This window comes from Rubellimicrobium roseum (genome assembly GCF_006152145.1).
Taxonomy (GTDB): Bacteria; Pseudomonadota; Alphaproteobacteria; order Rhodobacterales; family Rhodobacteraceae; genus Rubellimicrobium; species Rubellimicrobium roseum.
This window is the reverse complement of sequence record NZ_VDFV01000002.1, coordinates 246,409-271,821: the sequence shown is the minus strand read 5'-3', so window position 1 is coordinate 271,821 and position 25,413 is coordinate 246,409. Positions and strand designations below refer to the sequence as shown.

Annotated in this window: 21 protein-coding genes; 15 read left to right on the top strand and 6 right to left on the bottom strand. The window is 71.7% G+C overall.

Features of this window, described 5'->3' with window-relative positions:
* Positions 1-2: 2 nt before the first annotated feature.
* The 4 genes from mnmG to FHG71_RS03700 are packed head-to-tail and all read left to right on the top strand — an operon-like array spanning position 3 to position 4,198.
* The gene (gene mnmG, locus FHG71_RS03715; RefSeq protein ID WP_139080259.1) at positions 3-1,874 is read left to right on the top strand and encodes a tRNA uridine-5-carboxymethylaminomethyl(34) synthesis enzyme MnmG; all 1,872 of its coding nucleotides are present in this window, start codon (positions 3-5) and stop codon (positions 1,872-1,874) included.
* Positions 1,871-2,491, top strand: a complete 621-nt coding sequence (rsmG, locus tag FHG71_RS03710) for a 16S rRNA (guanine(527)-N(7))-methyltransferase RsmG (RefSeq protein ID WP_139080258.1) — start codon at positions 1,871-1,873, stop codon at positions 2,489-2,491. Before mnmG ends, rsmG begins: the two co-directional genes overlap by 4 nt.
* On the top strand, positions 2,484-3,275 hold the full coding sequence (locus FHG71_RS03705; protein WP_139080257.1) for a ParA family protein: 792 nt from the start codon (positions 2,484-2,486) through the stop codon (positions 3,273-3,275). Before rsmG ends, FHG71_RS03705 begins: the two co-directional genes overlap by 8 nt.
* Positions 3,276-3,286: 11 nt before the next feature.
* Positions 3,287-4,198 carry a ParB/RepB/Spo0J family partition protein gene (locus FHG71_RS03700; RefSeq protein ID WP_139080256.1) on the top strand — a complete coding sequence of 304 codons (912 nt, stop codon included), beginning with the start codon at positions 3,287-3,289 and terminating at the stop codon, positions 4,196-4,198.
* 95 nt (positions 4,199-4,293) lie between these two features.
* Here FHG71_RS03700 and hemW read toward each other — a convergent pair whose 3' ends face one another.
* From hemW to rph, 3 genes are read right to left on the bottom strand one after another with little or no spacing between them, the layout of a single operon-like run.
* Positions 4,294-5,481: a radical SAM family heme chaperone HemW gene (gene hemW / locus FHG71_RS03695; protein ID WP_246045330.1), complete on the bottom strand. Its 1,188-nt coding sequence runs from the start codon at positions 5,479-5,481 to the stop codon at positions 4,294-4,296.
* Positions 5,474-6,082: a non-canonical purine NTP pyrophosphatase gene (locus FHG71_RS03690; RefSeq protein WP_139080255.1), complete on the bottom strand. Its 609-nt coding sequence runs from the start codon at positions 6,080-6,082 to the stop codon at positions 5,474-5,476. Before FHG71_RS03690 ends, hemW begins: the two co-directional genes overlap by 8 nt.
* Entirely contained in the window at positions 6,082-6,786 is a 705-nt protein-coding gene (rph, locus tag FHG71_RS03685) for a ribonuclease PH (protein ID WP_139080254.1), read from the bottom strand. Before rph ends, FHG71_RS03690 begins: the two co-directional genes overlap by 1 nt.
* A 132-nt stretch (positions 6,787-6,918) precedes the next feature.
* On the opposite strand from rph, the gene hrcA reads away from it, so the two are divergent.
* Both hrcA and FHG71_RS03675 read left to right on the top strand, forming a co-directional pair.
* Positions 6,919-8,001 (top strand): heat-inducible transcriptional repressor HrcA, encoded by a 1,083-nt coding sequence (gene hrcA, locus FHG71_RS03680; RefSeq protein WP_139080253.1) that lies wholly within the window; start codon positions 6,919-6,921, stop codon positions 7,999-8,001.
* Between the two features lie 14 nt (positions 8,002-8,015).
* Positions 8,016-8,588, top strand: a complete 573-nt coding sequence (locus tag FHG71_RS03675; RefSeq protein ID WP_139080252.1) for a nucleotide exchange factor GrpE — start codon at positions 8,016-8,018, stop codon at positions 8,586-8,588.
* A 176-nt stretch (positions 8,589-8,764) separates the two neighbouring features.
* On the opposite strand, the gene mutS is transcribed toward FHG71_RS03675, so the two are convergent.
* The gene (gene mutS, locus FHG71_RS03670; RefSeq protein ID WP_246045329.1) at positions 8,765-11,401 is read right to left on the bottom strand and encodes a DNA mismatch repair protein MutS; all 2,637 of its coding nucleotides are present in this window, start codon (positions 11,399-11,401) and stop codon (positions 8,765-8,767) included.
* A gap of 124 nt (positions 11,402-11,525) precedes the next feature.
* On the opposite strand from mutS, the gene FHG71_RS03665 reads away from it, so the two are divergent.
* From FHG71_RS03665 to FHG71_RS03650, 4 genes are read left to right on the top strand one after another with little or no spacing between them, the layout of a single operon-like run.
* Positions 11,526-13,790: an NADP-dependent malic enzyme gene (locus FHG71_RS03665; protein WP_139080251.1), complete on the top strand. Its 2,265-nt coding sequence runs from the start codon at positions 11,526-11,528 to the stop codon at positions 13,788-13,790.
* Entirely contained in the window at positions 13,787-14,656 is an 870-nt protein-coding gene (locus tag FHG71_RS03660) for a ribokinase (protein ID WP_139080250.1), read from the top strand. Before FHG71_RS03665 ends, FHG71_RS03660 begins: the two co-directional genes overlap by 4 nt.
* Positions 14,646-15,548: a D-amino acid aminotransferase gene (locus FHG71_RS03655; protein WP_139080249.1), complete on the top strand. Its 903-nt coding sequence runs from the start codon at positions 14,646-14,648 to the stop codon at positions 15,546-15,548. The genes FHG71_RS03660 and FHG71_RS03655 overlap by 11 nt, the downstream gene beginning before the upstream one ends.
* Complete coding sequence (locus FHG71_RS03650) at positions 15,545-16,261, top strand: sulfotransferase-like domain-containing protein (RefSeq protein ID WP_484335638.1); 717 nt, start codon at positions 15,545-15,547, stop codon at positions 16,259-16,261. Before FHG71_RS03655 ends, FHG71_RS03650 begins: the two co-directional genes overlap by 4 nt.
* Positions 16,262-16,435: 174 nt before the next feature.
* Here the strand turns inward: FHG71_RS03650 and FHG71_RS03645 are convergent, their stop codons facing one another.
* Both FHG71_RS03645 and FHG71_RS03640 read right to left on the bottom strand, forming a co-directional pair.
* On the bottom strand, positions 16,436-17,668 hold the full coding sequence (locus FHG71_RS03645; RefSeq protein WP_139080248.1) for an argininosuccinate synthase: 1,233 nt from the start codon (positions 17,666-17,668) through the stop codon (positions 16,436-16,438).
* A gap of 469 nt (positions 17,669-18,137) precedes the next feature.
* Positions 18,138-18,572: an NUDIX domain-containing protein gene (locus FHG71_RS03640; RefSeq protein ID WP_246045328.1), complete on the bottom strand. Its 435-nt coding sequence runs from the start codon at positions 18,570-18,572 to the stop codon at positions 18,138-18,140.
* 113 nt (positions 18,573-18,685) lie between these two features.
* On the opposite strand from FHG71_RS03640, the gene hslO reads away from it, so the two are divergent.
* From hslO to FHG71_RS03615, 5 genes are all read left to right on the top strand, one after another.
* On the top strand, positions 18,686-19,693 hold the full coding sequence (gene hslO / locus FHG71_RS03635) for an Hsp33 family molecular chaperone HslO (protein ID WP_139080247.1): 1,008 nt from the start codon (positions 18,686-18,688) through the stop codon (positions 19,691-19,693).
* The gene (locus FHG71_RS03630) at positions 19,680-20,282 is read left to right on the top strand and encodes an NUDIX hydrolase (protein WP_139080246.1); all 603 of its coding nucleotides are present in this window, start codon (positions 19,680-19,682) and stop codon (positions 20,280-20,282) included. The genes hslO and FHG71_RS03630 overlap by 14 nt, the downstream gene beginning before the upstream one ends.
* On the top strand, positions 20,275-21,444 hold the full coding sequence (locus FHG71_RS03625; RefSeq protein ID WP_342777505.1) for a CCA tRNA nucleotidyltransferase: 1,170 nt from the start codon (positions 20,275-20,277) through the stop codon (positions 21,442-21,444). Before FHG71_RS03630 ends, FHG71_RS03625 begins: the two co-directional genes overlap by 8 nt.
* A gap of 117 nt (positions 21,445-21,561) precedes the next feature.
* Complete coding sequence (locus FHG71_RS03620) at positions 21,562-23,445, top strand: ABC transporter ATP-binding protein (RefSeq protein WP_139080245.1); 1,884 nt, start codon at positions 21,562-21,564, stop codon at positions 23,443-23,445.
* A complete protein-coding gene (locus FHG71_RS03615; RefSeq protein WP_139080244.1) occupies positions 23,442-25,334 on the top strand; it encodes an ABC transporter ATP-binding protein in 1,893 nt (630 codons plus the stop codon). Before FHG71_RS03620 ends, FHG71_RS03615 begins: the two co-directional genes overlap by 4 nt.
* The last annotated feature ends 79 nt before the right edge of the window (positions 25,335-25,413 follow it).

Below are 25,413 nucleotides of genomic sequence, written 5' to 3'. Positions count from 1 at the left end.
CGGTGTTTCACGTGAAACAGTTCGACGTCATCGTGGTGGGCGGCGGCCATGCGGGCTCCGAGGCGGCGCATGCCGCGGCCCGCGCCGGCGCGCGCACGCTCCTGCTGACGCTTAGTCTCGCCTCCGTGGGCGTGATGTCCTGCAACCCGGCCATCGGCGGCCTGGGCAAGGGCCACCTCGTGCGCGAGGTCGATGCCCTCGACGGGATCATGGGACGCATGGCCGACAGGGCCGGCATCCAGTTCCGCCTGCTCAACCGCTCCAAGGGTCCCGCCGTGCAGGGCCCCCGCACCCAGGCCGACCGCCGCCTCTACCGCGAGGCCGTGCAGGCCGAGATGGCCGCCTGCCCGGGCCTCGACCTCCTCGAAGGCGAGGCCGCCGACCTCCTCGTCGAAGGGAACCGCGTCGCAGGTGTCGTCCTGGGTGACGGAACCCCCGTCCGCGCGCGTTCCGTGGTCCTGACCACCGGCACCTTCCTCAACGGCGTCATCCATGTAGGCGACCACTCGCGTCCCGGCGGCCGGGTGGGCGAGCCGCCCTCCAAGGCCCTCGCGGATCGCCTCTACGGCCTCGCGCTCCCCATGGGTCGCCTCAAGACCGGCACGCCCCCGCGCCTCGACGGCCGGACCATCGCCTGGGACCGGCTGGAGCGGCAGGAAGCCGACCTCGACCCCGCGATGCTGAGCTTCCTGTCCGACGGCCCCATGGCCCCCCAGGTCGCCTGTGGCATCACCCATACGAACGGGCGCACGCACGAGATTATCCGCGCGAACCTGTCCCGTTCCGCCATGTACGGCGGCCACATCCAAGGCGTGGGCCCGCGCTACTGTCCCTCGATCGAGGACAAGGTGGTGCGCTTCGCCGACAAGGACTCGCACCAGGTCTTCCTGGAACCCGAGGGGCTTGACGACCCGACCGTCTACCCCAACGGCATCTCCACCTCGCTCCCGGCCGAGGTGCAGGAGGATTACGTCCGCTCGATGGAAGGTCTCGAGCAGGCCGTCATCACCCAGCCCGGCTACGCCATCGAGTACGACTACGTGGACCCGAGGGCGCTCTCGCTGGCGCTGGAAGTCAAAGCCCTGCCCGGCCTGTACCTTGCCGGCCAGATCAATGGCACCACGGGCTACGAGGAAGCCGCGGCCCAGGGCCTCGTGGCCGGCCTCAACGCCGCCCGCGCGTCCCGCGACGAGGCCCCGGCCGAATTCAGCCGTGCCGATTCCTACATCGGCGTCTTGATCGACGACCTGACCACCCGCGGCGTGACCGAGCCCTACCGCATGTTCACCTCGCGGGCCGAGTTCCGCCTGTCCCTGCGCGTCGACAACGCCGACCAGCGCCTCACGGCCAAGGGGCATGACTGGGGCGTCGTGGGGGACACCCGCTGGGCCGCGTTCAGCGAGAAGATGGACGCGCTGGAGACGACACGGGCCGACCTGCGCGCCCGCCGCTTCACCGCGCGCCGGATCGCCGGCGCGGGCCTCAACCTGAATCCGGACGGCGAGACGCGCGACGGCCTACAGACCCTCGCGCTCACCGACGCAACCTGGGACCACCTGGCCGCGCTCGACCCCGCGCTGCCCCTGCCCGCCCCGAAGATCCGCGAGCAGCTCAAGCGCGAGGCGCAATACGCCACCTACCTCGACCGGCAGGAGCGCGACATCGCGCAACTCAAGCGCGATGAGGCCACGCGCCTGCCGCCCGACTTCGACTATTCGGCGGTCTCCGGCCTCTCGATCGAGCTGCGCCAGAAGCTCGAACGCGCCCGCCCGGCCTCCCTGCGCCACGCGGCCGAGATCGACGGCATGACGCCCTCGGCGCTCCTCCTCCTCACCGCGCGGCTTCGCAAGCGCGCGGACGGCCTCGCCGCATGACCCCCACGCGCGATCTCGCCGGGCTGAACCTGTCACCGACCGCCCGGGCACGTCTGGAGGCCTTCGAGGCCCTCGCCCGCCGCTGGACCGGGAAGATCAACCTCGTGGCGCCCTCCACCGTCCCCGATCTCTGGACGCGCCACATCCTCGACTCGGCCCAGCTCTGGCCACTCGCGCCACCCGAAGCCCAGACCTGGGCCGACCTCGGCTCGGGCGGCGGCTTTCCCGGGATCGTCGTCGCCATCCTCGCGGCCGAAGCCGGCACCCCCAAGGTCACCCTGATCGAGAGCGATCAGCGCAAGTGCGCCTTCCTGCGCACCGCCGCGCGCGAGCTGGGCGTGCCCGTCACCGTCCTCGACCAGCGCGCCGAATCCGCCCCGCCCCAGGCCACTTCCGTCGTCTCCGCCCGCGCGCTCGCGCCCCTCGCCACCCTCCTCCCCCTTGTCGCGCGCCACCTCGCGCCCGGCGGCACCGCGCTCCTGCCCAAGGGCCGCGACCATGCCGCCGAGATCGAGGCCGCCCGCGCCAAGGGATGGCGCTTCGCGGTCGAGGCGCTCCCCAGCGCCACCGACCCCGAGGCCCGCCTCCTCCGCCTCACGGACCTTGCCCATGGCTGACCCGCGCTACCAACCCAAGATCATCGCCGTCGCCAACCAGAAGGGCGGCGTCGGCAAGACCACGACCGCCATCAACCTGGGCGCGGCGCTGGCGCGGCGCGAGCGTCGCGTGCTGCTCGTGGACCTCGACCCGCAGGGCAACGCCTCCACCGGCCTGGGCCTGCCGCCCGAGGACCGCAAGGTGTCGAGCTTCGACCTCCTTTTGGGCGAGGCCACGCCCGGCGACGCCGCCCACCCGACGGCGATCCCCAACCTTCTCCTCGTCCCCGCCACCAGCGACCTCAGCGGCGCCGACCTGGAACTGGGCGAGCGGCAGGGCCGAACCTCGCTCCTGCGCGGCGCGCTGCGCCAGCCGCTGATGGACGAGCTCACCCTCGACTACATCCTGATCGACTGCCCGCCCTCGCTGAACGTGCTCACGATCAACGCCCTCGTGGCCGCGCAGTCCGTCCTTGTGCCGCTCCAGAGCGAGTTCTTCGCCCTCGAAGGCCTGTCGCAGCTCATGCTGACCATCCGCGAGGTGCGCCAGAGCGCCAACCCGGGCCTCCGCATCGAAGGCGTGGCGCTCACCATGGTCGACCGCCGCACCAGCCTCGCCCAGCAGGTCGAGGCCGACGCGCGCGAGAATCTGGGCGACCTCGTGTTCCAGACGGTCATCCCGCGCAACGTGCGCCTGTCCGAGGCGCCCTCGCACGCCCAGTCCGTTCTCGACTACGACCCTTCCTCGTCCGGCGCGAACGCCTATCGCGCACTCGCGGCCGAGCTCCTCGCCCGCGAAACCTGAGAGCGTCCCCCATGGCCGAGAAGCCCCTCCTGAAACGCGGCCTCGGACGGGGCCTGTCCGCGCTGATGGCGGATCTCGGCAGCGACCTTGCCAAGGAAGCGGCCCCCCCAGCCCCTGCCGCGGCCACGGTGCCTGTCCCGCGCAGCCCCGACCGGCTCATGCCCATCGAGTCGCTGCGCCCCAACCCCGACCAGCCCCGCCGCACCTTCGAGCCCGCCGCGCTCGAGGAACTGGCCGCCTCGCTCAAGTCCAAGGGCGTCATCCAGCCCCTGATCGTGCGCCCCGACCCGCACGAGCCCACCGCCTGGCAGATCGTCGCGGGCGAGCGGCGCTGGCGCGCGGCGCAGAAGGCGGGCCTGACCGAGGTCCCGGTGATCGTGCGCGACTACGACGACGCCGAGCTGCTGGAAATCGCGATCATCGAGAACATCCAGCGCGACGACCTCAACCCGATCGACGAGGGCGCGGCCTACAAGAGCCTGATCGACCGCTTCGGCCACAGCCAGGAGCAGGTGGCCTCCGCGCTCGGCAAGAGCCGCAGCCACGTCGCCAACCAGATGCGCCTCCTGAACCTGCCCCGCGAGGTGCAGCAGATGGTGGCCGACCGCACGATCAGCGCGGGCCACGCCCGTCCCCTGATCGGCCATCCCCGCGCGCTCGACCTCGCCCGCCGCATCGCCGAGAAGGGCCTCTCCGCCCGCGACGCGGAGCGCATCGCCAAGGTGGCCGAGGCCGAGAAAGCCCGCCGCGCCCGCGCCGAGAAGGACGCCGACACCCGCGCCATCGAGGGCGAGTTGTCGGCGGCGCTCAGGATGGCCGTGCGGATCGACCACGGCGCCGCCGGCGAGGGCGGGCGCATGACCATCACCTACAAGGACCTCGACCAGCTCGACGAGCTCCTGCGGCGACTCTCGGGCGGCTGAAGGGGCGCAGGGGGCTCTGCCCCTTCGGGGCTCCCCAGGGAGGTTTGGGACCAAAGGAAACGCAGCGATCCGGACGGAACCCGCTGGCCTGCGCCCTAGGCCAGCAACTCGCGCAGCACGGCGTTGAGCAGCGGGCGCCCCGCTGCCGTCGTCCGCAACCGACCGTCCTCATGGGACACGAGCCCCATCCCGGTCAGCGCCTCGGCCCGTCCTGCCAGTTCGGGCAACGCGCCGAGCCGCCCCATCTCCACGCCGTCCGCCAGCCGGAGCCCCATCATCAGCCGCTCCTCGGCGGCCTCGACCTCGCTCAGCCGCTCGCGCGCGCTCTCGCCCGTCCCGCCCTGCTCGACCATCTGCAGCCAGCGCCCCGGCGCCCGCTCGGTCTCGACGCCCGTCCGCACGCCCCCGAGCGTCAGCCGCCCATGCGCCCCCGGTCCCACGCCGACCCAGTCGCCGCCCTGCCAGTAGACGAGGTTGTGCCGGCTCTCCTGCCCGGGCGCGGCATGGTTCGACACCTCGTAGGCCGGCAGCCCGGCGGCCTCGGTCAGCCGTTGCGTGATGTCCCACAGGTCCGCCGCCCGGTCCTCGTCGGGCAGGTCGCGCAGCTTGCCGGCCGCGAAGCGGTCCCCGAAGGCCGTCCCTTCCTCGATGGTGAGCTGGTAGAGCGACAGATGCCCCGCCGCGAGCCCGAGCGCCTCGCGAAGCTCCGCCTCCCAGGCCTCGGGCGTCTGCCCCTGCCGCGCATAGATCAGGTCCAGACTCACCCGCTCGAACGTGTCGCGCGCGATCCCGAAGGCGGCGGCGGCCTCCTCGGCCGAATGAAGACGCCCGAGCCGCTGAAGGTCCCGGTCGTTCAGCGCCTGCACGCCCAGCGACAGCCGGTTCACCCCGGCCGCGCGGTAACCCCGGAAACGCCCCGCCTCGACCGAGGTCGGATTGGCCTCCATCGTGATCTCGATGTCGTTGGAAAACCCCCAAGCCCCTCGCGCCGCGCCAATCACCGCCTCGACCGTCTCGGGCTCCATGAGCGAGGGCGTGCCCCCGCCCAGGAAGATGGACCGCAGCACCCGCCCGGGCACCTCGTGGCCCGCGCGCGCGATCTCGGCCTCGTAGGCCCGCGCCCAGCGCCCCTGGTCGATGCTCCGCGCGACATGGCTGTTGAAGTCGCAATAGGGGCACTTGGCCTGGCAGAAGGGCCAGTGGACGTAGAGCCCGAAGCCCCCCGCCTCCCAGTCCTCCCGCCGAACCTCGACCACGGGGCTCAGGCGCGCGCCGTCAGCCAAGACAGGCCGCCTCGAAGGCGCGGATCGACCGCCCGCGGTGACTCAGCGCGTTCTTCTCGTCGTGGGTCATCTCGGCAAAGGTCCTCGTCTCGCCCTCGGGCACGAAGATGGGGTCGTAGCCGTGTCCCATCACCCCCCGCGGCGGCCAGATCACGCAGCCGTTGACCTCGCCCCGAAACGACTCCTCGTGCCCGTCCGGCCAGGCCAGCACCAGCACGCTGACGAAGCGCGCGGCCCAGGGCTCGGGCGCCCCCGAGGCCAGCAGCGCCTCGTGCGTCCGTGTCATCGCCACCAGGAAGTCGCGGCCTCCGGGCGTCTCGGCCCAGTCCGCCGTCCGCACGCCCGGCTGACCCCCCAGCGCCTCGACCTCGATGCCGCTGTCGTCGGCGAGCGCTGGCACGCCCAGCGCACGCGCCGCCGCATGGGCCTTGATCCGGGCATTGCCGAGAAAGCTGTCCTCCGTCTCCTCGGGCTCTGGCAGCGCATGGTCCTTGAGCGAGCTGATGGCGATCCCGCGCGGCTCCAGCAGCTCGCGCATCTCCTCGAGCTTGCCCCGGTTCCCCGTGGCGACCACCAGGCTCGCCTCCATGAGCCGCCGCATCAGGCCACCGCCGCCCGCTGCGCCTGCGCCAGAAGGCCATTCCCCAAGGTTGCGAGGTCCAGAAGAGTGACCATCTGCTCGCGCGAGAAGGTCGCCCCTTCCGCGCTCATCTGCACCTCGATCAGCCGCTCGCCCGTCATCACCACGTTCGCGTCCACCCCGGCCTCGCTGTCTTCGGGATAGTCGAGGTCCAGCACCGGCTGCCCGGCATACATCCCCACCGAGATCGCCGACACGGGCGTGGCCAGCGGATCGCGCTGGATCGCCCCGGCCTTCAGCAGCTTGTTCACCGCGATCCGCAGCGCCACCCAGCCCCCGGTGATGGCCGCGCAGCGCGTGCCGCCATCGGCCTGGATCACGTCGCAGTCCACGCTGATCTGCCGCTCGCCCAGCGCCACGAGGTCGCAGCCCGCCCGCAGGGACCGTCCGATCAGCCGCTGGATCTCCTGCGTCCGCCCCGAGGCGCCGTCGCGCTCGCGCCGCATGCGGGTGTTGGTGGCGCGCGGCAGCATCCCGTATTCGGCCGTGACCCAGCCCTTGCCGGTGTTCTTCAGGAAGGGCGGCACCCGCTCCTCCAGCGAGGCCGTGCAGAGCACGTGCGTGTGCCCCAGCCGGATCAGGCACGAGCCCTCGGCGTGGCGGTTGACATGGGGCTCGATGGACAGGGAACGCAGGGCGTCGGTGGCACGGCCGGAGGGGCGCATGGGATCTCCTATGGGATGGTCGGTCCCGGCCCTACAGGACCGGGGGCCCCGCGCCAACCCGTCCCTCCGCGTCCCGTTGACGCCCAAGCTGCGGTTGCTTACATGCGTTCGCCCCGGAGATAGCGCAGGCCCATGCCCGACCGTTCGTCCGTCATCGAGGAAATGAACGACCGCTCGCGCGAGGTCTTCCGCCGCGTGGTCGAAGCCTATCTGGAAACCGGCCAGCCGGTGGGCTCGCGCACGCTCACCCGCAGCATGACCCAGCAGGTCTCGGCCGCCACGATCCGCAACGTCATGCAGGATCTGGAGGAGCTGGGCCTCCTCGGCCACCCGCATGTGAGCGCCGGCCGCGTGCCCACCCAGGCGGGCCTGCGTCTTTTCGTCGACGGCCTCCTCGAAGTGGGCCCCATGGCCGGCGAGGATCGCGAGCGGCTCGAATCCACCGTCAGCGCCACCCCGAACCGGCGCGGCGCCGACGTCAACGACGCGCTCGACCGCGTGGGCGCGGCGCTCTCCGGCCTCACGCGCGGCGCCTCGCTCGTGCTCGCGCCCAAGCGCGACGGCGCCCCCATCCGGCACGTGGAGTTCGTCTCCCTCGGCCCCGACCGCGCCCTTCTCGTGCTGGTCTTCGCCGACGGGCACGTGGAGAACCGCGTCTTCGTCCCTCCGCCCGGCCAGACCCCTTCCTCGATGCGCGAGGCCGCGAACTTCGTGAACGCGCTGGCCGAGGGCCGCACGCTGTCCGAGCTCCACGCCGCCATCGCCCGCGAGATGGAGACCCGACGCCAGGAGCTCGACCAGCTCGCGCAGGCGATGGTCGAGGGTGGCATCGCCACCTGGGCCAGCGAGGAGCACGGCGCCCCGGACCGGCTCATCGTGCGCGGCGCCGGGAACCTCCTCGACAGCCCCGAGTCGCAGGCCGACCTCGAACGCGTCCGCTCGCTCATGGACGACCTCGAGCGCAAGAGCGACATCGCCCGCTTCCTCGAGCTCGCGCAGGAGGCCGAGGGCGTGCGCATCTTCATCGGAAGCGAGAACAAGCTCTTCTCGCTGTCCGGTTCGTCCCTCGTGGTGTCGCCCTACATGAACGCCGACCGCACGGTCGTCGGCGCCATCGGCGTCATCGGCCCCACGCGGCTCAACTACGGGCGCATCGTCCCCATCGTGGACTACACCGCGCAGCTCGTGGGCCGCCTCCTTTCCGAACGATCCTGAAGGATTTTCCCCGCATGTCCGACCGACCCGATCCACAGACCCTGGGCGACGATCTCAAGTCGCTCGACGACCTCGCCGCCGAGGGCGACGCCGCCGATCAGGCCCATGACGCCCTCCTCCAGGAACTCGACGCCCTGCGCGCCGAGCGGGACGACTTCAAGGACCGCTTCGTCCGCCAGCTCGCCGAGACCGAGAACATGCGCAAGCGCGCCGAGCGCGACCGCAAGGAGGCCGAGCAGTACGGCGGCTCCAAGCTCGCCCGCGACATCCTGCCGGTCTACGACAACCTGCGCCGCGCGCTCGACGCCGTGACGCCCGAGCAGCGCGAGGCCAACGCCGCCCTTCTCGAAGGCATCGACCTCACGATGCGCGAGATCGTCAGCACCTTCGCCAAGCACGGGATCACCGTGATCTCGCCCCAGGTGGGCGACCGCTTCGACCCGGCCGTGCATCAGGCGATGTTCGAGGCCCCTCTCCCGGGGACCAAGGCGGGCGACATCATCCAGGTCGCGACCGAAGGCTTCCTGCTCCACGACCGCCTGCTGCGCCCCGCGCAGGTGGGCGTGTCCTCGATGCCGGCCTCCTGAGGCTCGGCCGGACCAGGGGGGCTCTGTACCCCACGCCTGCGGCTCGAACGCGTTCGCGGCCGTCCTCGGTGACGACAGCCCCCCGGGCTGTCGTCCTGACGCTCGAACGCCCGCCGAGATATTTCGGACCAGAGAAGGGGCCAGTGCGGTCGGAGGCACATCCGACCGCCCAGCGATCAGCACCCTTCGGCTATGCGCTTCAATTCGTAGACCAGTTCCAGCGCCTCGCGCGGGGACAGGTCGTCCACCTGCACCGCCCGCAGCCGCTCCTCGACGGGCGACGGCTCGGGGGGCGCGGGCTCCGGCTCCACCCCGCGCGCAAAGAGCGGCAGTTCCTCCTCCAGCGTCCGGGGCCCGCCCTCGCGCGCCCGCGCCTCCAATCCTCGCAGCACCGCCCGCGCCCGCGCCACCACCTTGGGCGGCAGCCCGGCGAGCTTCGCCACCTGCACCCCGTAGCTGCGATCCGCCGCCCCCGCGCGCACCTCGTGCAGGAACACGACCTCGCCTTCCCAGTCCGCCACCGCCACATGGGCGTTGGCCGCTCCGGGCAGTTGCGCGGCCAGCGTCGCCAGCTCGTGGTAATGCGTGGCAAAGATCGCCCGGCAGCGGTTCACGCCCTCCAGATGCTCCAGCACCGCCCAGGCGATCGACAGCCCGTCCCAGGTCGCCGTGCCGCGTCCGATCTCGTCCAGCAGCACGAGGCTGCGGTCGTCCGCGCGATGAAGGATCGCCGCCGTCTCGACCATTTCGACCATGAAGGTCGACCGCCCGCGCGCGAGGTCGTCCGAGGCCCCGACGCGAGAGAACAGACGGCTCACCAGCCCCATCTCCAGCCGCTCGGCCGGCACGAAGCTGCCGGCCTGCGCCAGCACCGCCAGCAGCGCCGCCTGCCGCAGATAGGTGCTCTTGCCCCCCATGTTGGGTCCCGTGAGCAGCCGCACGGGCCTTTCCGACAGGTCGCAGTCGTTGGCGACGAAGGCCCTGCCCTCGCGCCGCAGCGCCGCCTCGACCACCGGATGCCGCCCCCCTGTCACCCGGAAGGCGCGGCCCTCGTCCAGCACCGGCCGCGTCCAGCCCTCGGCTAGCGCCAGATCCGCCAGCGCCGCCGCTACATCCATCTCCGCCAAAGCACCCGCCACGCGCGCCAGATGCCCCGCCTCGGCCAGCACGGCCCGGCGCAGCTCCCCGAAGATGCGCTTCTCGATGGCCAGCGCCTCCCCGCCTGCATTGAGCAGCCGCGCCTCCGTCTCGCTCAGCGCCTGCGTGGCGAAGCGCACGGCCGAGCCCGTCGTCTGGCGGTGGTGGAACTCCGCGTCGAAGGGCGGGCGCCGCAGCTTCTCGGCCTGCGCCGCCGTCACCTCGACCACGTAGCCCAGCGTTCCGTTGTGCCGGATCTTGAGCGAGCCCACCCCCGTCCGGTCGGCGTAGTCCGCCTGCATCTGCGCGATGACGGCTCGCCCTTCGTCCCGCAGCCGCCGCGCCTGGTCGAGGTCCGCCGCAAAGCCCGCCGCCACGAAGCCCCCGTCCCGCGCCAGCGTCGGCGGCGAGGCGACCAGCGCCTCGTCGAGCAGCCGCGCCAGCCCGTCCGGCCCCGAGAGGCGCTCCACGGCCTCCGCCAGAAGCCCCGGTAATATCTCCGCCCCCAGCAGCGCCGCCACCCGCTCCGCCGCCCCCAGCGCGTCCCGCAAGGCGCCCAGGTCCCTCGGCCCGCCCCGGTCCAGCGCCAGCCGCGACAGCGCCCGGTCGAGGTCCGGCGCCCCCCGCAGCGTCTCGCGCAGGTCACGCGCGAGCGCGGGCCGCTCCACCAGCGCCTCCACCGCGTCGAGCCGCGCCCCGATCACCGGCAGCCGCCGCGACGGCGCCGCGAGCCGCGCCTCCAGCGCCCGCGCGCCCCCGGCCGTCACCGTCCGATCGATGCAGCCCAGCAGCGACCCCGGCCGACCGCCCCCCAGGGCCCGCGTCAGCTCCAGCGAGGCGCGGGTGGCCGCGTCGATCTCCACGACCTCGCCCTCGGCCTCGCGCAGGGGCGGGCTCAGATGCGGCCGCGCGCCCTTCTGCGTCAGGTCCAGATAGTCCACCAGCGCCGCCATGGCCCCGACCTCGGCCCGCCCGAAGGCGCCCCAGCCGTCCAGCGTCGCCACCCCGAACCAGGCGCAGATCCGCCGCGCGCCCCCATCGAAGGCCGCCCGCGGCAGCGCCGTCACCTGCGCCCCCGCCTCCCGGGCCAGGCCCGCCAGTTCCCGCTCCATCTCGTCGCAGACCAGGATCTCGCGTGGCGCGAGCCGCGCAAGCTCCGCCCCCAGCCCGTTGATCCCGCAAGGCTTCACCCCGAAAGCGCCCGTCGAGATGTCGACCCAGGCCAGCGCGCCCTCCCCTCCCCTGCCCGCCCAGGCCGCCAGGAAGTTCGCCCGCCGCGCCTCCAGCAGCGCCTCCTCGGTCAGCGTGCCGGGCGTCACCAGCCGCACCACGTCGCGCTTCACGACCGACTTCGAGCCGCGCTTGCGGGCCTCCGCCGGGTCCTCCAGCTGCTCGGCCACGGCGACCCGGAACCCCTTGCGGATAAGGCTCAGAAGGTAGCTTTCCGCCGTCGCCACCGGGACGCCGCACATGGGGATGTCGCGCCCCAGATGCTGCCCGCGCTTCGTCAGCGCGATGTCCAGCGCCTCGGCCGCGGCTTCCGCGTCCTCGAAGAACATCTCGTAGAAGTCGCCCATCCGGTAGAACAGCAGCGCCTCCGGGTGGCGTCCCTTGATCTCCAGGTACTGCGCCATCATGGGCGTCACGGCGCCAGTCTCCGGTCCCGTCCCGTCCATGCCCGAGTCTCCCGCAAGCCGGCCCGCAGGCTAGGCGCTCGCGCCCGCGTGGGCCAGCCCCCGCCGAACCCCGTTGCCCCGGCCGTGGCGCTCGCGCAATCTCCGCCCAAACAGGGGGACCACCATGGCACGAGCCCGTATCACGCCCGAGGAGGCGCTCGCCTTCCATCGCGAGCCGCAACCCGGCAAGTGGGAGGTCACGCCCACCAAGCCGATGACCACCCAGCGCGACCTGAGCCTCGCCTATTCCCCCGGCGTGGCCCATCCCTGCCTGTCGATCCGGGACGACCCCGGCTGCGCCTACGAGCTGACGAACAAGGGCAACCTCGTCGCCGTCATCTCCAACGGCACGGCGGTGCTGGGCCTGGGCAACCTCGGCGCGCTGGCCTCCAAGCCGGTGATGGAGGGCAAGTCCGTCCTCTTCAAGCGCTTCGCCGACATCAACTCGATCGACCTCGAACTCGACACCGAGGACGTGGACGCCTTCTGCAACGCCGTCCGTCTCCTGGGGCCGAGCTTCGGCGGCATCAACCTCGAGGACATCAAGGCGCCCGAGTGCTTCATCATCGAGAGCCGGTTGAAGGAGGAGATGGACATCCCCGTCTTCCACGACGACCAGCACGGGACGGCGGTGATCTGCGCGGCGGGGCTCCTCAACGCGCTGCACCTGACGGGCAAGAGCCTCGGGGACTGCCGCATCGTCCTGAACGGCGCGGGCGCCGCCGGCATCGCCTGCATCGAGCTTCTGAAATCTATGGGCGCCCGGCCCGAGAACTGCATCACCTGCGACACCAAGGGCGTGATCTACAAGGGCCGCACCGACGGCATGAACCAGTGGAAGTCCGCCCACGCCGTCGAGACCGACCTGCGCACGCTGGAGGAGGCCATGCGCGGCGCCGACGTCTTCCTCGGCGTCTCGGCCAAGGGCGCCGTCACGCCCGAGATGGTCGCCTCCATGGCCCGCGACCCCGTGATCTTCGCCATGGCCAATCCCGACCCCGAGATCACCCCCGAGGAGGCCCACGCCGTCCGCCCCGACGCCATCGTCGCCACGGGCCGCTCGGACTATCCCAACCAGGTCAACAACGTCCTGGGCTTCCCCTACCTCTTCCGGGGCGCGCTCGACATCCAGGCCCGCGCCATCAACGACGAGATGAAGATCGCCTGCGCCGAGGCCCTGGCGGCGCTGGCACGCGAGGAGGTCCCCGACGAGGTGGCCCTTGCTTACGGCAAGAAGCTGACCTTCGGGCGCGACTACATCATCCCCACGCCCTTCGACCCGCGCCTGATCCACCGCATCCCCCCGGCCGTGGCCGCAGCCGGGATGCGCACCGGCGTCGCCCGCAAGCCCATCGAGGACGCCGAGGCCTACACGACCCAGCTCCGCTCGCGCATGGACCCGACGGCCTCGGTCCTGCGCGGCATCCACGCCCGCGCACGCGCCGCGCAGGCCACGATGATCTTCGCCGAGGGCGACGACCCCCGCGTGCTGCGCGCCGCCGTGAACTACCAGCGCGGCGGCTTCGGCCGCGCCCTCGTCGTGGGCCGCTCGGGCGACGTGAAGGACAAGCTCGCCGCCGAAGGGATGCTCGACGCCGTGGGCGAGCTGGAAATCGTGAACGCCGCCGTCACGCCGCATCTCCAAACCTACAAGAGCTTCCTCTACGACCGTCTCCAGCGGCGCGGCTTCGACCAGGAGGACATCCACCGCCTCGCCGCCCGCGACCGCCATGTCTTCGCGGCGCTCATGCTCGCGCACGGACACGGCGACGGCATGATCACCGGGGCCACCCGCAAGTCCGCGCATGTCATGGACCTGATCGGCCGGGTCTTCGACGTGGGTCCCTCGGACGGCGCCGTGGGCATCACCGCCGTGCTGCACCGGGGCCGCATCGTGCTCATCGCCGACACGCTGGTGCAGGAATGGCCCGAGGAGCGCGACCTCGCCCTGATCGCCCGGCGCGGCGCGCAGGTGGCCCGCGACCTCGGCCTCACGCCCCGCGTGGCGTTCCTGTCCTTCTCCACCTTCGGCCACCCGGTCTCGGAACGCGCGACCAAGATGCACATGGCCCCCCGCGTCCTCGACGAGGAGGGCGCGGATTTCGAATACGAAGGCGAGATGACCGTCGACGTGGCCCTGAACCCCCGCGCGCAGGAATCCTATCCCTTCCAGCGCCTCACCGGCCCCGCCAACGTCCTCGTCATGCCCGCGCGCCATTCCGCCTCGATCTCCGTCAAGCTCATGCAGGAGATGGCGGGCGCCACCGTGATCGGCCCCATCCTCGCCGGGGCCGACCGACCCATCCAGCTCTGCTCGACCGTGTCCACCGCGAACGACGTGCTCAACATGGCCGTCATGGCCGCCGCCCAGGTCGAGAGGCCCGCATGACCATCTGGAACCTGGGCAGCATCAACGCCGACCACGTCTACGCCCTGCCCCATCTCCCCGGCCCCGGCGAGACGCTGGCCGCGCGCAGCCTGACCACGGGCCTCGGCGGCAAGGGGGCCAACATGTCGGTGGCCTGCGCCCGCGCGGGCGGCCAGATCCGCCACATCGGCGCCGTGGGCGCCGAGGGCGCCTGGATGGTGGACCGCCTCCGGAGCTACGGCGTCGACACCTCCGCGATCCTCACGCTCGACGGCGCCTCGGGCCATGCGATCATCGCCGTGGACGACGCGGCCGAGAACATGATCCTCGTCTTTCCCGGCACCAACCGCCGCATCCCCCGCGCCCATATCGACGCGACCCTCGCCGCCGCCAAGGCCGGCGACCTGTTCCTGACCCAGAACGAGACCAACCATCAGGTCGAGGCCGCCTTCTCGGCCAAGCTGCGCGGCCTGCGCGTGGCCTACGCGGCCGCCCCCTTCGACGCCGCCGCCGTCCAGGCGATCCTACCCCACGCCGACCTCCTCCTCCTCAACGAGGTCGAGGCCGAGCAACTGCGCCAAGCCACCGGCCAGGGCCCCGCCAGCCTCGGGCTTTCCGACGTGATCGTGACGCTGGGCGCCGAGGGCTCCGTCTGGCTCCACGGCGGGCAGGAGCACCGCGTCCCCGCCCTCCGCGTCACGCCCGTCGACACCACGGGGGCCGGCGACACCTTCACCGGCTACGTCCTCGCGGGCCTCGACGAGGGCCGCCCCATGCCGGACGCCCTGGCCCTCGCCACCCGCGCGAGCGCCCTCAAGGTCACGCGCCCCGGCGCCGCCGACGCCATCCCCACCCGCCTTGAGGCCGAGGCCTTCCATGCCGGATGATCACATCTCGACCCACCAGGCCGAGGACGATGCCCGCAACGAGCAGATCCTCATCTGGGTCAACGGCCGCCTCCTGCCCCGCGCCCAGGCCGTGGTCAGCGTCTACGACTCGGGCTTCATGCTGGGCGACGGCGTATGGGAGGGGCTGCGCCTCTACGACGGCCGCTGGGCCTTCCTGGACGAGCATCTCCAGCGCCTCTTCGAGGCCGCCAAGGCCATCGACCTCGACATCGGCGCCACGCCCGAGGAAGTCGCCGATGCCCTCACCGCCACCCAGCTCGCCAACAACATGCACACGGACGTGCACGCCCGCCTGATGGTCACGCGCGGCGTCAAGTCCCGCCCCTTCCAGCATCCGCGCCTCTCGCGTTCGGGCCCCACGCTCGCGATCATCATGGAGCATTCGCGCCCGCAGATCCCCCGCCCGATCCGGCTCGCGACCGTGCCCCACCTGCGCGGCCTGCCCATGACGCAGGACCCCAAGCTCAACTCGCATAGCAAGCTCAACTGCATCCTCGCCTGCATCGCCGCCGAGAAGGCCGGCGCCGACGAGGCGCTGATGCTCGACGTCCACGGCTTCGTGAACACCACCAACGCCTGCAACTTCTTCATCGTTCGCCGGGGCGAGGTCTGGACCTCGACGGGCGACTACTGCATGCCCGGCATCACGCGCCAGAAGGTGATCGACCTCTGCCGCGCCAACGGCATCCCCGTCCACCAGAAGAACTTCTCCCTCGTGGAGACCTACTCGGCCGACGAAGCCTTCCTGACCGGCACCTTCGGTGCCCAGACTCCCGTGGGCAGCATCGACGGCCGCACCATCGGCACGGGCCGGATGGGCCCCGTGACCCAGCGATTGCGCGACCTCTACAAGGCGCTGGTGGGCGCATGACCCGCGTCATCGCGATGTGGTCCGGTCCCCGGAACCTTTCGACCGCCCTCATGTACAGCTTCGCCGCCCGCGACGACTGCGCCGTCTGGGACGAACCCTTCTACGCCGCCTACCTGCGCCTCACCGGCCTCGGCCATCCCATGCGGGACGAGGTCATCGCCGCCCATGACGCCGATCCCGCCTCCGTCGCCGCCGCCTGCGTGGCCGACCGCCCCGAGCCACTCGTCTACCAGAAGCACATGACGCTCCACATGGTCCCGGACGTTCCCCGCGACTGGATGGACCGGGTCACGAACGTGTTCCTGATCCGCCACCCCGCTCGCGTGGTCGCGAGCTACGCCAAGAAGCGCGAAGCCCCCACCTTCGACGACCTGGGCTTCCGCCAGCAGGCCGACCTCTTCGACGAGGTGACCCACCGCCAGGGCCACCCGCCGCCGGTCCTGTCGGCCGAGGCCGTTCGCTCCAACCCTGAAGGCACCCTGACCCGCCTCTGCCAGACTCTTTCCATCCCTTTCAGTGATGGAATGCTGTCGTGGAATCCAGGCCCGAAGCCGTTCGACGGAGTCTGGGCGCCCCACTGGTACGGCGCGGTCCACGCCTCCATCGGCTTCGACTCGGCCGAGGGCCCGCTGCCCGACCTGCCCCCCCACTACGCCCGCCTCGCCGAGCAGGGGATGCCCTTCTACGAGCGCCTTCTGGCCCGCGCCCTTTAGATCCGTCCAACAGAGCCATCCCGTAGGTTGGGGCAATCTTTGTTGCCCCAAACAGAAAGGGCGGGGTCTCCCCCGCCCTGTCCCGTCCTCGCCGGCCAGGCGGCCCGCACCTTGCAGGCGCTCGGAAGCCTTCGCCGCGGACGACAGCCCTCCGGGCGGTCGTCCGGGCGCGGCTCAGCCTTTCGCCCGCGCGTTCCGCACCGCCACCAGCCGCAGCCGCAGCGCGTTGAGCCGGATGAACCCTTCCGCGTCCTTCTGGTCGTAGGCGCCCGCGTCCTCCTCGAAGGTCACGTGCTTCTCGGAGTACAGCGAATGGTCCGACCACCGCGCCACCGTCCGCACCGAGCCCTTGTAGAGCTTCAACCGAACCGTCCCGGTCACGTGCTCCTGGCTCTTGTCGATCAGCGCCTGCAGCATCTCCCGCTCCGGCGAGAACCAGAACCCGTTGTAGATCAACTCCGCATAGCGCGGCATAATCGAATCCTTGAGGTGCCCGGCGCCCGCATCCAGCGTGATCTGCTCGATCCCCCGATGCGCCTCCAGCAGGATCGTGCCCCCGGGCGTCTCGTAGGCGCCGCGCGACTTCATGCCGACGAAGCGGTTCTCCACCAGATCGAGCCGCCCGACCCCATGCCGCCCGCCGATGTCGTTGAGCCGCGCAAGGATCGTGGCGGGCGACAGGCGCTCGCCGTTGATCGACACCGCGTCCCCGCGCTCGAAGCCGATCTCCACGAACTCGGGCGTGTCCGGCGCCTCCTCGGGATCGACCGTGCGCTGCCAGACGTAAGCCGGCGGCTCCTCGGCCGGATTCTCCAGCACCTTTCCTTCCGAAGACGTATGAAGGAGATTGGCATCGACCGAGAACGGCGCCTCGCCCCGCTTGTCCTTGGCGATGGGGATCTGGTTGGCCTCGGCGAACTCCAAGAGCTTCGTCCGGGAGGTCAGGTCCCACAGCCGCCACGGCGCGATGACCTTGAGCGCGGGGTTCAGCGCCGCGACGCCCAGCTCGAACCGCACCTGGTCGTTGCCCTTGCCGGTCGCGCCGTGCGCCACCGCGTCCGCGCCCGTCTCGGCCGCGATCTCGGCCAGCCGCTTGGCGATCAGCGGCCGCGCGATCGAGGTCCCCAGCAGGTAGAGCCCCTCATAGAGCGCGTTGGCCCGGAACATCGGGAACACGAAATCCCGCACGAACTCCTCGCGCAGGTCCTCGATGTGGATGTTCTCGCTCCTGATCCCCAGCAGTTCTGCCTTCTTGCGCGCGGGCTCCAGCTCCTCGCCCTGGCCCAGGTCGGCGGTGAAGGTCACGACCTCGCAGCCGTACTCCGTCTGGAGCCATTTCAGGATGATGGAGGTGTCGAGCCCGCCGGAATAGGCGAGGACGACCTTCTTGGGGGCAGGCGCGGTCATGTTCGGGCTCCACTGGGGCAGTTCGCCGCGCCCCTAGCCCGTTTCGCCTGAACCGGCAAGCGAGGGGCTGACGTGGGGTCGGCCCGTTGCTGTCGACGGGGTGTTGCGCGCACCGGGGGAGGACCGTTCGGTGCTGTCAGAAACCGTTAACCTTTGTCCCGCACCCTGGTCCCGCACGCATCGCCACGGGGCCGCCTGCGGGACTCTGCTCTCCCGCTCTCGGACGACATCTTCGTGGCCGCTCTTTTCAGGGACCCGGCCCGCGTGCCGCCGGACCAACTGGGGAACCCACCCCCCAGCCGCCGCGCGTCGAACACGCGCCCCCTGCCCGCGTCGGAGTGGCGTCCGCCGAGCAGCCCCGGAGACCGTCCGCCCCGTGCCCCCAGACGCGGCGGAAACGCTCCGGCCCTTTCCCGGCCCCACGTATCCCGGGGGCGAAGCCGCGCAGCGGCGAGGGGGCAGAACTCCCTTACCGCAGCACCCGCCGCAGGAAGTCCCGCTCGGCCGCGTTCGGCAACAGGTCCAGCGCCATCTCCGGCGAGGCCCAGAGCGCCGCGTGCCCGGGCTCGGTGGGCTCGCCCAGCCGCCGCACGGGCCGCGCGAGCCAGACCTGGCACACCTTCTCGGCCCAAAGATCGTACTCGGGCATGTAGGCGTAGCGCTTGTAGACCCCCAGCCGCCGCGAGCCTCCGATACGCCAGCCGGTTTCCTCGAAGATCTCGCGGTGGAGGGCCGGCAGGGGCTGCTCGCCCGGATCGATCCCCCCGCCCGGAAGCTGCACCTCCGGCTCGGGCGCGGCCTGGAAGGTCAGCAGCAACTCGCCCTCGCGCCACAGGATCGCATAGATCCCGGGCCTGCGGCGGTAGACCCGACCGCGCACCATCGGCTCGCCCCAGCGCCGCATTCCCGCCCCCTTCAACAGCACCTCTCGCGGCCCTATATGACCGCCCGACCCCTTCCCCGCCAGACGCGGCTGTCCCATTGGAGCCGTCGGCCCTTTCCGCTAAAGGATTTGTCATGGATCTTGGTGCCCGCATCGCCTGGGACGACACCGTCCTGCCCTTCCAGCTCGACGCCTCCGACATCCGGGGCCGCGTGGCGCGCCTCGACGGCACGCTCGAGAAGGTCCTGGCCCAGCACGACTACCCCGCCGCGATCGAGGCGCTGGTGGCGGAAACCGCCCTTCTCGCCGCGCTGATCGGCCCCACGGTCAAGCTGCGCTGGAAGCTGTCGATCCAGGTCCGCGGCGACGGCCCCGCCCGCATCATCGCCGCCGACTACTACGCCCCGGAATCGGACGACGAGCCCGCGCGCATCCGCGCCTGGGCCAGCTTCGACCCCGCGCGCCTCGACGAGGGCGGCGACGCCTTCGGCCAGATCGGCAAGGGCTACTTCGCCATCCTGATCGACCAGGGCGAAGGGACGACCCCCTACCAGGGCATCACGCCGCTCGCGGGCGGCTCCCTCGCCGCCTGCGCGGAAACCTACTTCGCGCAGTCCGAGCAGCTTCCGACCCGCTTCGCGCTCTCCTTCGGCCGCTCGCGGCTGGGCGGCGACCAGGAGCGCTGGCGCGCCGGCGGCGTGATGATCCAGTCGATGCCCAAGGCCGGCATGTCCGTCGCCGCCGCCGAGGGCACGGGCGAGGGCGGCCTCCTGCACCACCGCGACATCCTCGACGGCGAGGACGGCGAGAACTGGAACCGCGCCAATATCCTGCTCGACACCGTCGAGGACCTGGAGCTGGTGGGCCCGCAGGTGCATCCGACCGACCTCCTCGTGCGCCTCTTCCACGAGGAAGGCCCCCGCATCTTCCCGGCCCATCCGGTGAACTTCGGCTGCTCCTGCTCCGAGGACAAGGTGCGCCAGTCGCTCTCGATCTACTCGGCCAAGGACATCGGCCACATGACGACCGAGGAGGGCATCGTCACCGCCGACTGCCAGTTCTGCGGCGCGCATTACGAGTTCGAGCCCAACTCCCTGGGCTTCGAGGCGACGGCTCCGGCGGGCACGAGTGCATCCCTCTGAGGCCGAGGACCTCCTGAGACGGGCGCTGGCGGTCCCCCGGGCCGCCACGACCGACTACGACCTCGACCCCGGCCTGCCCCGCCCCGCGGGCCGGGAGCTGCGCCCCGCCGCCGTCCTGCTCGCCGTGGACCTCACGGGCCCGCAGGCGCGGGTGATCCTGACCAAGCGCTCGGCCCACCTGCGCCATCACCCCGGCCAGATCGCCCTGCCCGGCGGCAAGATCGACGGCGTCGAGGACGCCCCCGCCTGCGCCCTGCGCGAGGCGCACGAGGAGGTGGGCCTGCCGCATGCCGAGGTCCTGGGCCTCTACGGCCCCCACGAGACCGTCACCGGCTTCTCGGTCGCCGCCGTCCTGGCCCTCGTCCGCGAGCCGTTCATCCCCCGCCCCGAGGCCGGCGAGGTCGCCGAGGTCTTCGCCGTGCCGCTCGCGCATCTGGCCCGGCTCGACCGCTACCGGGTGGAAGGCCGCCGCTGGCAGGGCCGTCATCGCCGCTACTGGGTTGTCCCCTGGGGTCCGTACTACATCTGGGGCGCCACGGCGCGGCTCTTGCGGGGCCTCGCCGAACGCATGGAGACTGCCCGTGGATGATCCGACCCCCGCCCTGACGCCGCTCCTGGCCGACGAGGCCGCCCGCCGTGTCCTGGAGATGCTGGAGGGCGGCGGTCACCGTGCCTGGATCGTCGGCGGCGCCGTCCGCGACGCGCTCCTGGGCAAGCCCATCGGCGACATCGACGTGACCACCGACGCCACCCCCGAGCGCGTCATGCACCTCGCGCAGGCCGCGGGCCTGCGCCCCGTCCCCACCGGCCTCGACCACGGCACGGTGACCGTGCTGGCGGGCCGCCCCGTCGAGGTCACGACGCTCCGCCGCGACGTGGCGACGGACGGCCGCCATGCCACCGTGGCCTTCGGCACCTCGCCCGAGGAGGACGCCCGCCGCCGCGACTTCACGGTGAACGCGCTCTACCTCGCGCCCGACGGCACCCTCCTCGACCCGACCGAGGGCCTGCCGGACCTGCGGGCGCGGCGCATCCGCTTCGTGGGCGACCCTTCGACCCGCATCCGCGAGGATTACCTCCGCTCCCTGCGCTACTTCCGCTTCCACGCCTGGCACGGCGACCCGGACGAGGGGCTCGACCCCGACGCCCTCGACGCCATCGCCCGCAACCTCGACGGCCTCGACACCCTCTCGCGCGAGCGCGTGGGCCACGAGACGCTCCGCCTCCTTGCCGCCCCCGACCCGGCCCCCGCCGTCGCCGCCATGCGCGTGACCGGGGTTCTGGCCCGCGTCCTGCCGGGGGCGGGCGACGGCCTCCTGGCCCCTCTCGTCCATATCGAGGGAGAGGCGGGCCTCCCTCTCGACCCCTTGCGGCGCCTGGCGGCGCTGGGTGGCGAGGAGGTGCCCGAACGGCTCCGGCTGTCGCGCCAGCAGGCCAAGCGGCTCGAACGCCTGACCGAGGGCATGGGCGCCTTCACCCCGCCGGGCGAGCTGGGCTACCGCCTGGGCGAGACCGACGCGCTCGATATCCTCGCGTTGCGCGCCGCGCTCTCGAACGCGCTCCTCGACCCCGAGGCCGAGCGGCTCGCCCGGAAGGGCGCGATTCAACGCTTCCCCCTCTCGGCCGCCGACCTCGCGCCCCTCGCCGGGCCTGCCCTGGGCCAGCGCCTGCGGGACCTGGAACGCGCCTGGATCGACTCGGGCTTCGCGCTCCCGCCCGAGGCTCTCCTCGCCCTGCCCCCGGCGGGCTGACCGAAAAAGCGGCAGGTTCCGTTTTCCTGCGGGACGGGCCAGCCTATATCCGCCCGACAACCTTCCTTTGCGGCTCGTCGCGCCCCTCCCGGGCGACGGCCCCACATGCGTGTCCCCATGTTCCGCCTTTTCGAGAACCTCGTCGATCCCTTCGCGCCCCATGAGGTCGTGAACGAGCCCCCGCGCCGGCTCTGGCCCTTTCTCAAGGGCTACATGGGCCCGTTCCGCGGCGTCTTCGTCGCCTCCGCCGTCTTCGTGGCGGCGGTCGCGGCCGTGGAGCTCTGGCTCATCCACTACTCGGGGGCGCTCATCGACGACCTCACCGCCGCCTCGCCCGAGACGGTCTGGGCCGACCACGGGACCGAGCTCCTCCTCGTCGCGGCCTTCGTGCTCTTGGTGCGCCCCTTCATCTTCGGGGTCCAGGCGCTGCTCCTGAACAACGCGATCCTGCCGAACTTCGGCACCCTGATCCGCTGGCGCGCCCATGGCCACGTCCTGCGCCAGTCGGTGGGGTGGTTCGAGGGCGACTTCGCCGGCCGCATCGCCAACCGCGTCATGCAGGCCCCCCCAGCGGCGGGCGACGCGATCTACAACGTCTTCGACGCCATCGCCTACGCGATCTCCTACATCGCGGGTGCCGCCGTCCTGCTCTGGGTCGCCGACCCCCGGCTCCTGATCCCGCTCACGCTCTGGCTCATTCCCTATGCGCTCCTCGTGCGCTGGGTCGTGCGCCGCATCGGCCCCGCCTCCGAGGCCTCCTCCAGCGCCCGCAGCGCGGTCAACGGCCGCGTCGTGGACGCCTACACCAACATCCATTCGGTCAAGATGTTCGCCCAGGGCGACCGCGAGCTGCTTGACGCGCGCGAGGCCATCGCCCGGACGCGCGAGACCTTCCAGCGCGAGATGCGGCTTTTCACGATCATGGACATCGTGCTGACGCTCCTGAACGGCGTGCTGATCGTGGGCGTGGTGGGCTGGGCCATCTGGCTCTGGACCGGGGGCCTCGCCACCGTGGGCATCGTGGCCGCGGCCTCGGCGCTGGTGCTGCGGATCTCCAACATGTCCGGCTGGATCATGCTGTCGGTGTCGGACTTCTTCCGCTCGCTCGGCACCGTGCAGGAGGGCATGGAGACCATCGCCCAGCCCATCACCCTGCTCGACGCGCCGGATGCCACGCCGCTCCACGTGACCGAGGGCCGGATCGAGCTGCGCGACCTCACCCACCACTACGGCCGCGACTCGGGCGGCCTCGACCACCTGGACCTGATGGTGGCCCCCCGCCAGAAGGTGGGCCTCGTGGGCCGCTCGGGCGCGGGCAAGTCGACGCTCGTCAAGCTCCTCCTGCGCTTCTACGACGCCGAGGGCGGCGCCATCCTCATCGACGGCCAGGACATCCGGGGCGTCACGCAGGATTCGCTGCGCTCGGCCATCGGCATGGTCCAGCAGGAATCGTCCCTCCTGCACCGCACGGTGCGCGAGAACCTGCTCTACGGACGGCCTGACGCCACCGAGGACCAGATGATCGCCGCCGCCCGGCAGGCCGAGGCGCATGACTTCATCCTCCGGCTGGAGGACTCGGACGGCAACCGCGGCTACGACGCCAAGGTGGGCGAACGCGGGGTGAAGCTGTCGGGCGGCCAGCGCCAGCGCATCGCGCTCGCCCGCGTGATCCTCAAGGATGCGCCCATCCTCGTGCTCGACGAGGCGACCTCCGCGCTCGACTCCGAGGTGGAGGCCGCCATCCAGGGCACGCTCGCCACGATGATGGAGGGCAAGACGGTCATCGCCATCGCGCACCGCCTGTCCACCATCGCCCGCATGGACCGCATCGTGGTGCTCGACGGCGGCCGCATCGTCGAGGACGGCACCCATGACGAGCTTCTGGCCCAGGGCGGCCTCTACGCCCGCCTCTGGAGCCGCCAGTCCGGCGGCTTCCTCGCCCGTGACATCGACCTGACGCCCGACCTGACGCCCGACCTGACGACGGAGGCCGCCGAATGACCGCCCTTCCCGCGCCCTCGGCCCGCCCGACCTGGGCCGAGCGCCTCGCGCGCCTGATCCCGCCCTTCGATGAGGCCCCGGTTCCCCGTCCGCCCCGCACCCTCTGGGCCTTCTTCGCCTGGTGCCTGCGCGGGTCCTTCCCGGTCCTCGCGGTGGCCTCGGTGGTCAGCGTCCTCGCCGGCACCGCCGAGGTCGTCTCGGCCATGCTGCTCGGCACCGTGATCGACCTCGCCTCCGGCAGCAGCCCCGACCGGCTCTGGTCCGACCACACGCTGCTCTTTCTCGGGATCGCGCTCTTCCTGATCGTCCTGCGCCCGCTCACCTTCGGCGCCTCGGCGGCCTTCCAGTCGGTGGTGATCGGCCCTTCGCTCAATGTGCTGGTGCTCTCGCGCCTGCACCGCTGGACGCTGGGGCAGGACATCACCTTCTTCGACAACGACTTCGCCGGCCGCATCGCGCAAAAGCAGATGCAGACCGGCCGGGCCGTGACCGAATCCACGGTGGAGTTCATCAACACCATCGTCTTCGCGCTCTCCTCGGTGATCGCGACCATGCTGCTGGTGATCTCGATCGACTGGCGCGTGGGGCTGGCGCTGGGGATCTGGTTCGCGGGCTACCTGTTCTACATCAGCCGCTTCCTGCCCCAGATCCGCCGTCGCGCCGAGGGCCGCGCCGCCGCCCGCGCCGTGGTCACGGGGCAGGTGGTGGACACCATCACCAACATGCGCACCGTCAAGCTCTTCGCGCACGCCGACGCCGAGGACGAAGCCGCCATCCAGGCCATGGACCGCTACCGCGAGACCACGCTCGACTACGGCACCATCTCCACCAGCTTCCGCTTCGGCCTCATGGTGATTGCCGGGCTCCTGCCCGTCCTGATGGTCGGCCTCACGCTCCATTTCTGGACGCAAGGGACCGCCACACCCGGCGACATCGCGGCGACCGGCACGGTGGCGCTGCGCATCGCGCAGATGACGGGCTGGGTCAGCTTCGCGCTCATGGGCCTTTACGCCAACGTGGGCGAGGTCGAGGACGGGATGAACACGCTCGCCCACAATCACAGCATGGAGGACGCCCCCGATGCCCGCCCGCTGCCTGCGGCCGACGGCATCCGCTTCGACGACGTCCACTTCACCTACGGCCGCGAGGGCGACGAGGAAACGGGCGGGGGCCTGCACGACCTGAACCTGACGATCGCCCCGCGCGAGAAGATTGGCCTTGTGGGCGCCTCGGGCGCGGGCAAGTCCACCCTCGTGGCGCTCCTGCTGCGGCTCTACGACGTGGAGCGTGGGCAGGTGCTGGTGGGCGGGCAGGACGTGCGCCAGACCACGCAGGAGTCCTTGCGCCGCGCCATCGGCATGGTCACGCAGGAGACGGCCATGTTCAACCGCTCGGCCCGCGACAACATCCGCTACGGCCGCCCCGACGCCACCGACGAGGAGGTGGTCGCCGCCGCCAAGGCCGCCCGCGCCCACGACTTCATCCTGCAATTGGAGGACTTCAAGGGCCGCAAGGGCTACGACGCCCATCTGGGCGAGCGCGGCGTGAAGCTCTCGGGCGGCCAGCGCCAGCGCATCGCGCTCGCCCGCGCCATGCTCAAGGACGCGCCCATCCTTGTTCTCGACGAGGCGACCTCCGCCCTCGACTCCGAGGTCGAGGCCGAAATCCAGGCCGCGCTGGAGGAGGCCATGGTCGGTAAGACGGTGATCGCCATCGCCCACCGCTTGTCCACCATCGCCAGCATGGACCGGATCGTCGTCATGGATCAGGGCCGCATCGTCGAGGAGGGCACCCACCAGGCGCTCCTTGCCCGCGGCGGCCTCTACGCCCGCTACTGGAACCGCCAGTCGGGCGGCTTCCTCACCATGGAGGCCGAGGCGGCCGAATAAGCCCCGTGCGGCGCTCCGCCCGCTTGCGGTGGGGCCCGCCCTCGCCCATCTAGGCGGCCTTGTTTCCTTCAGGCCGCCC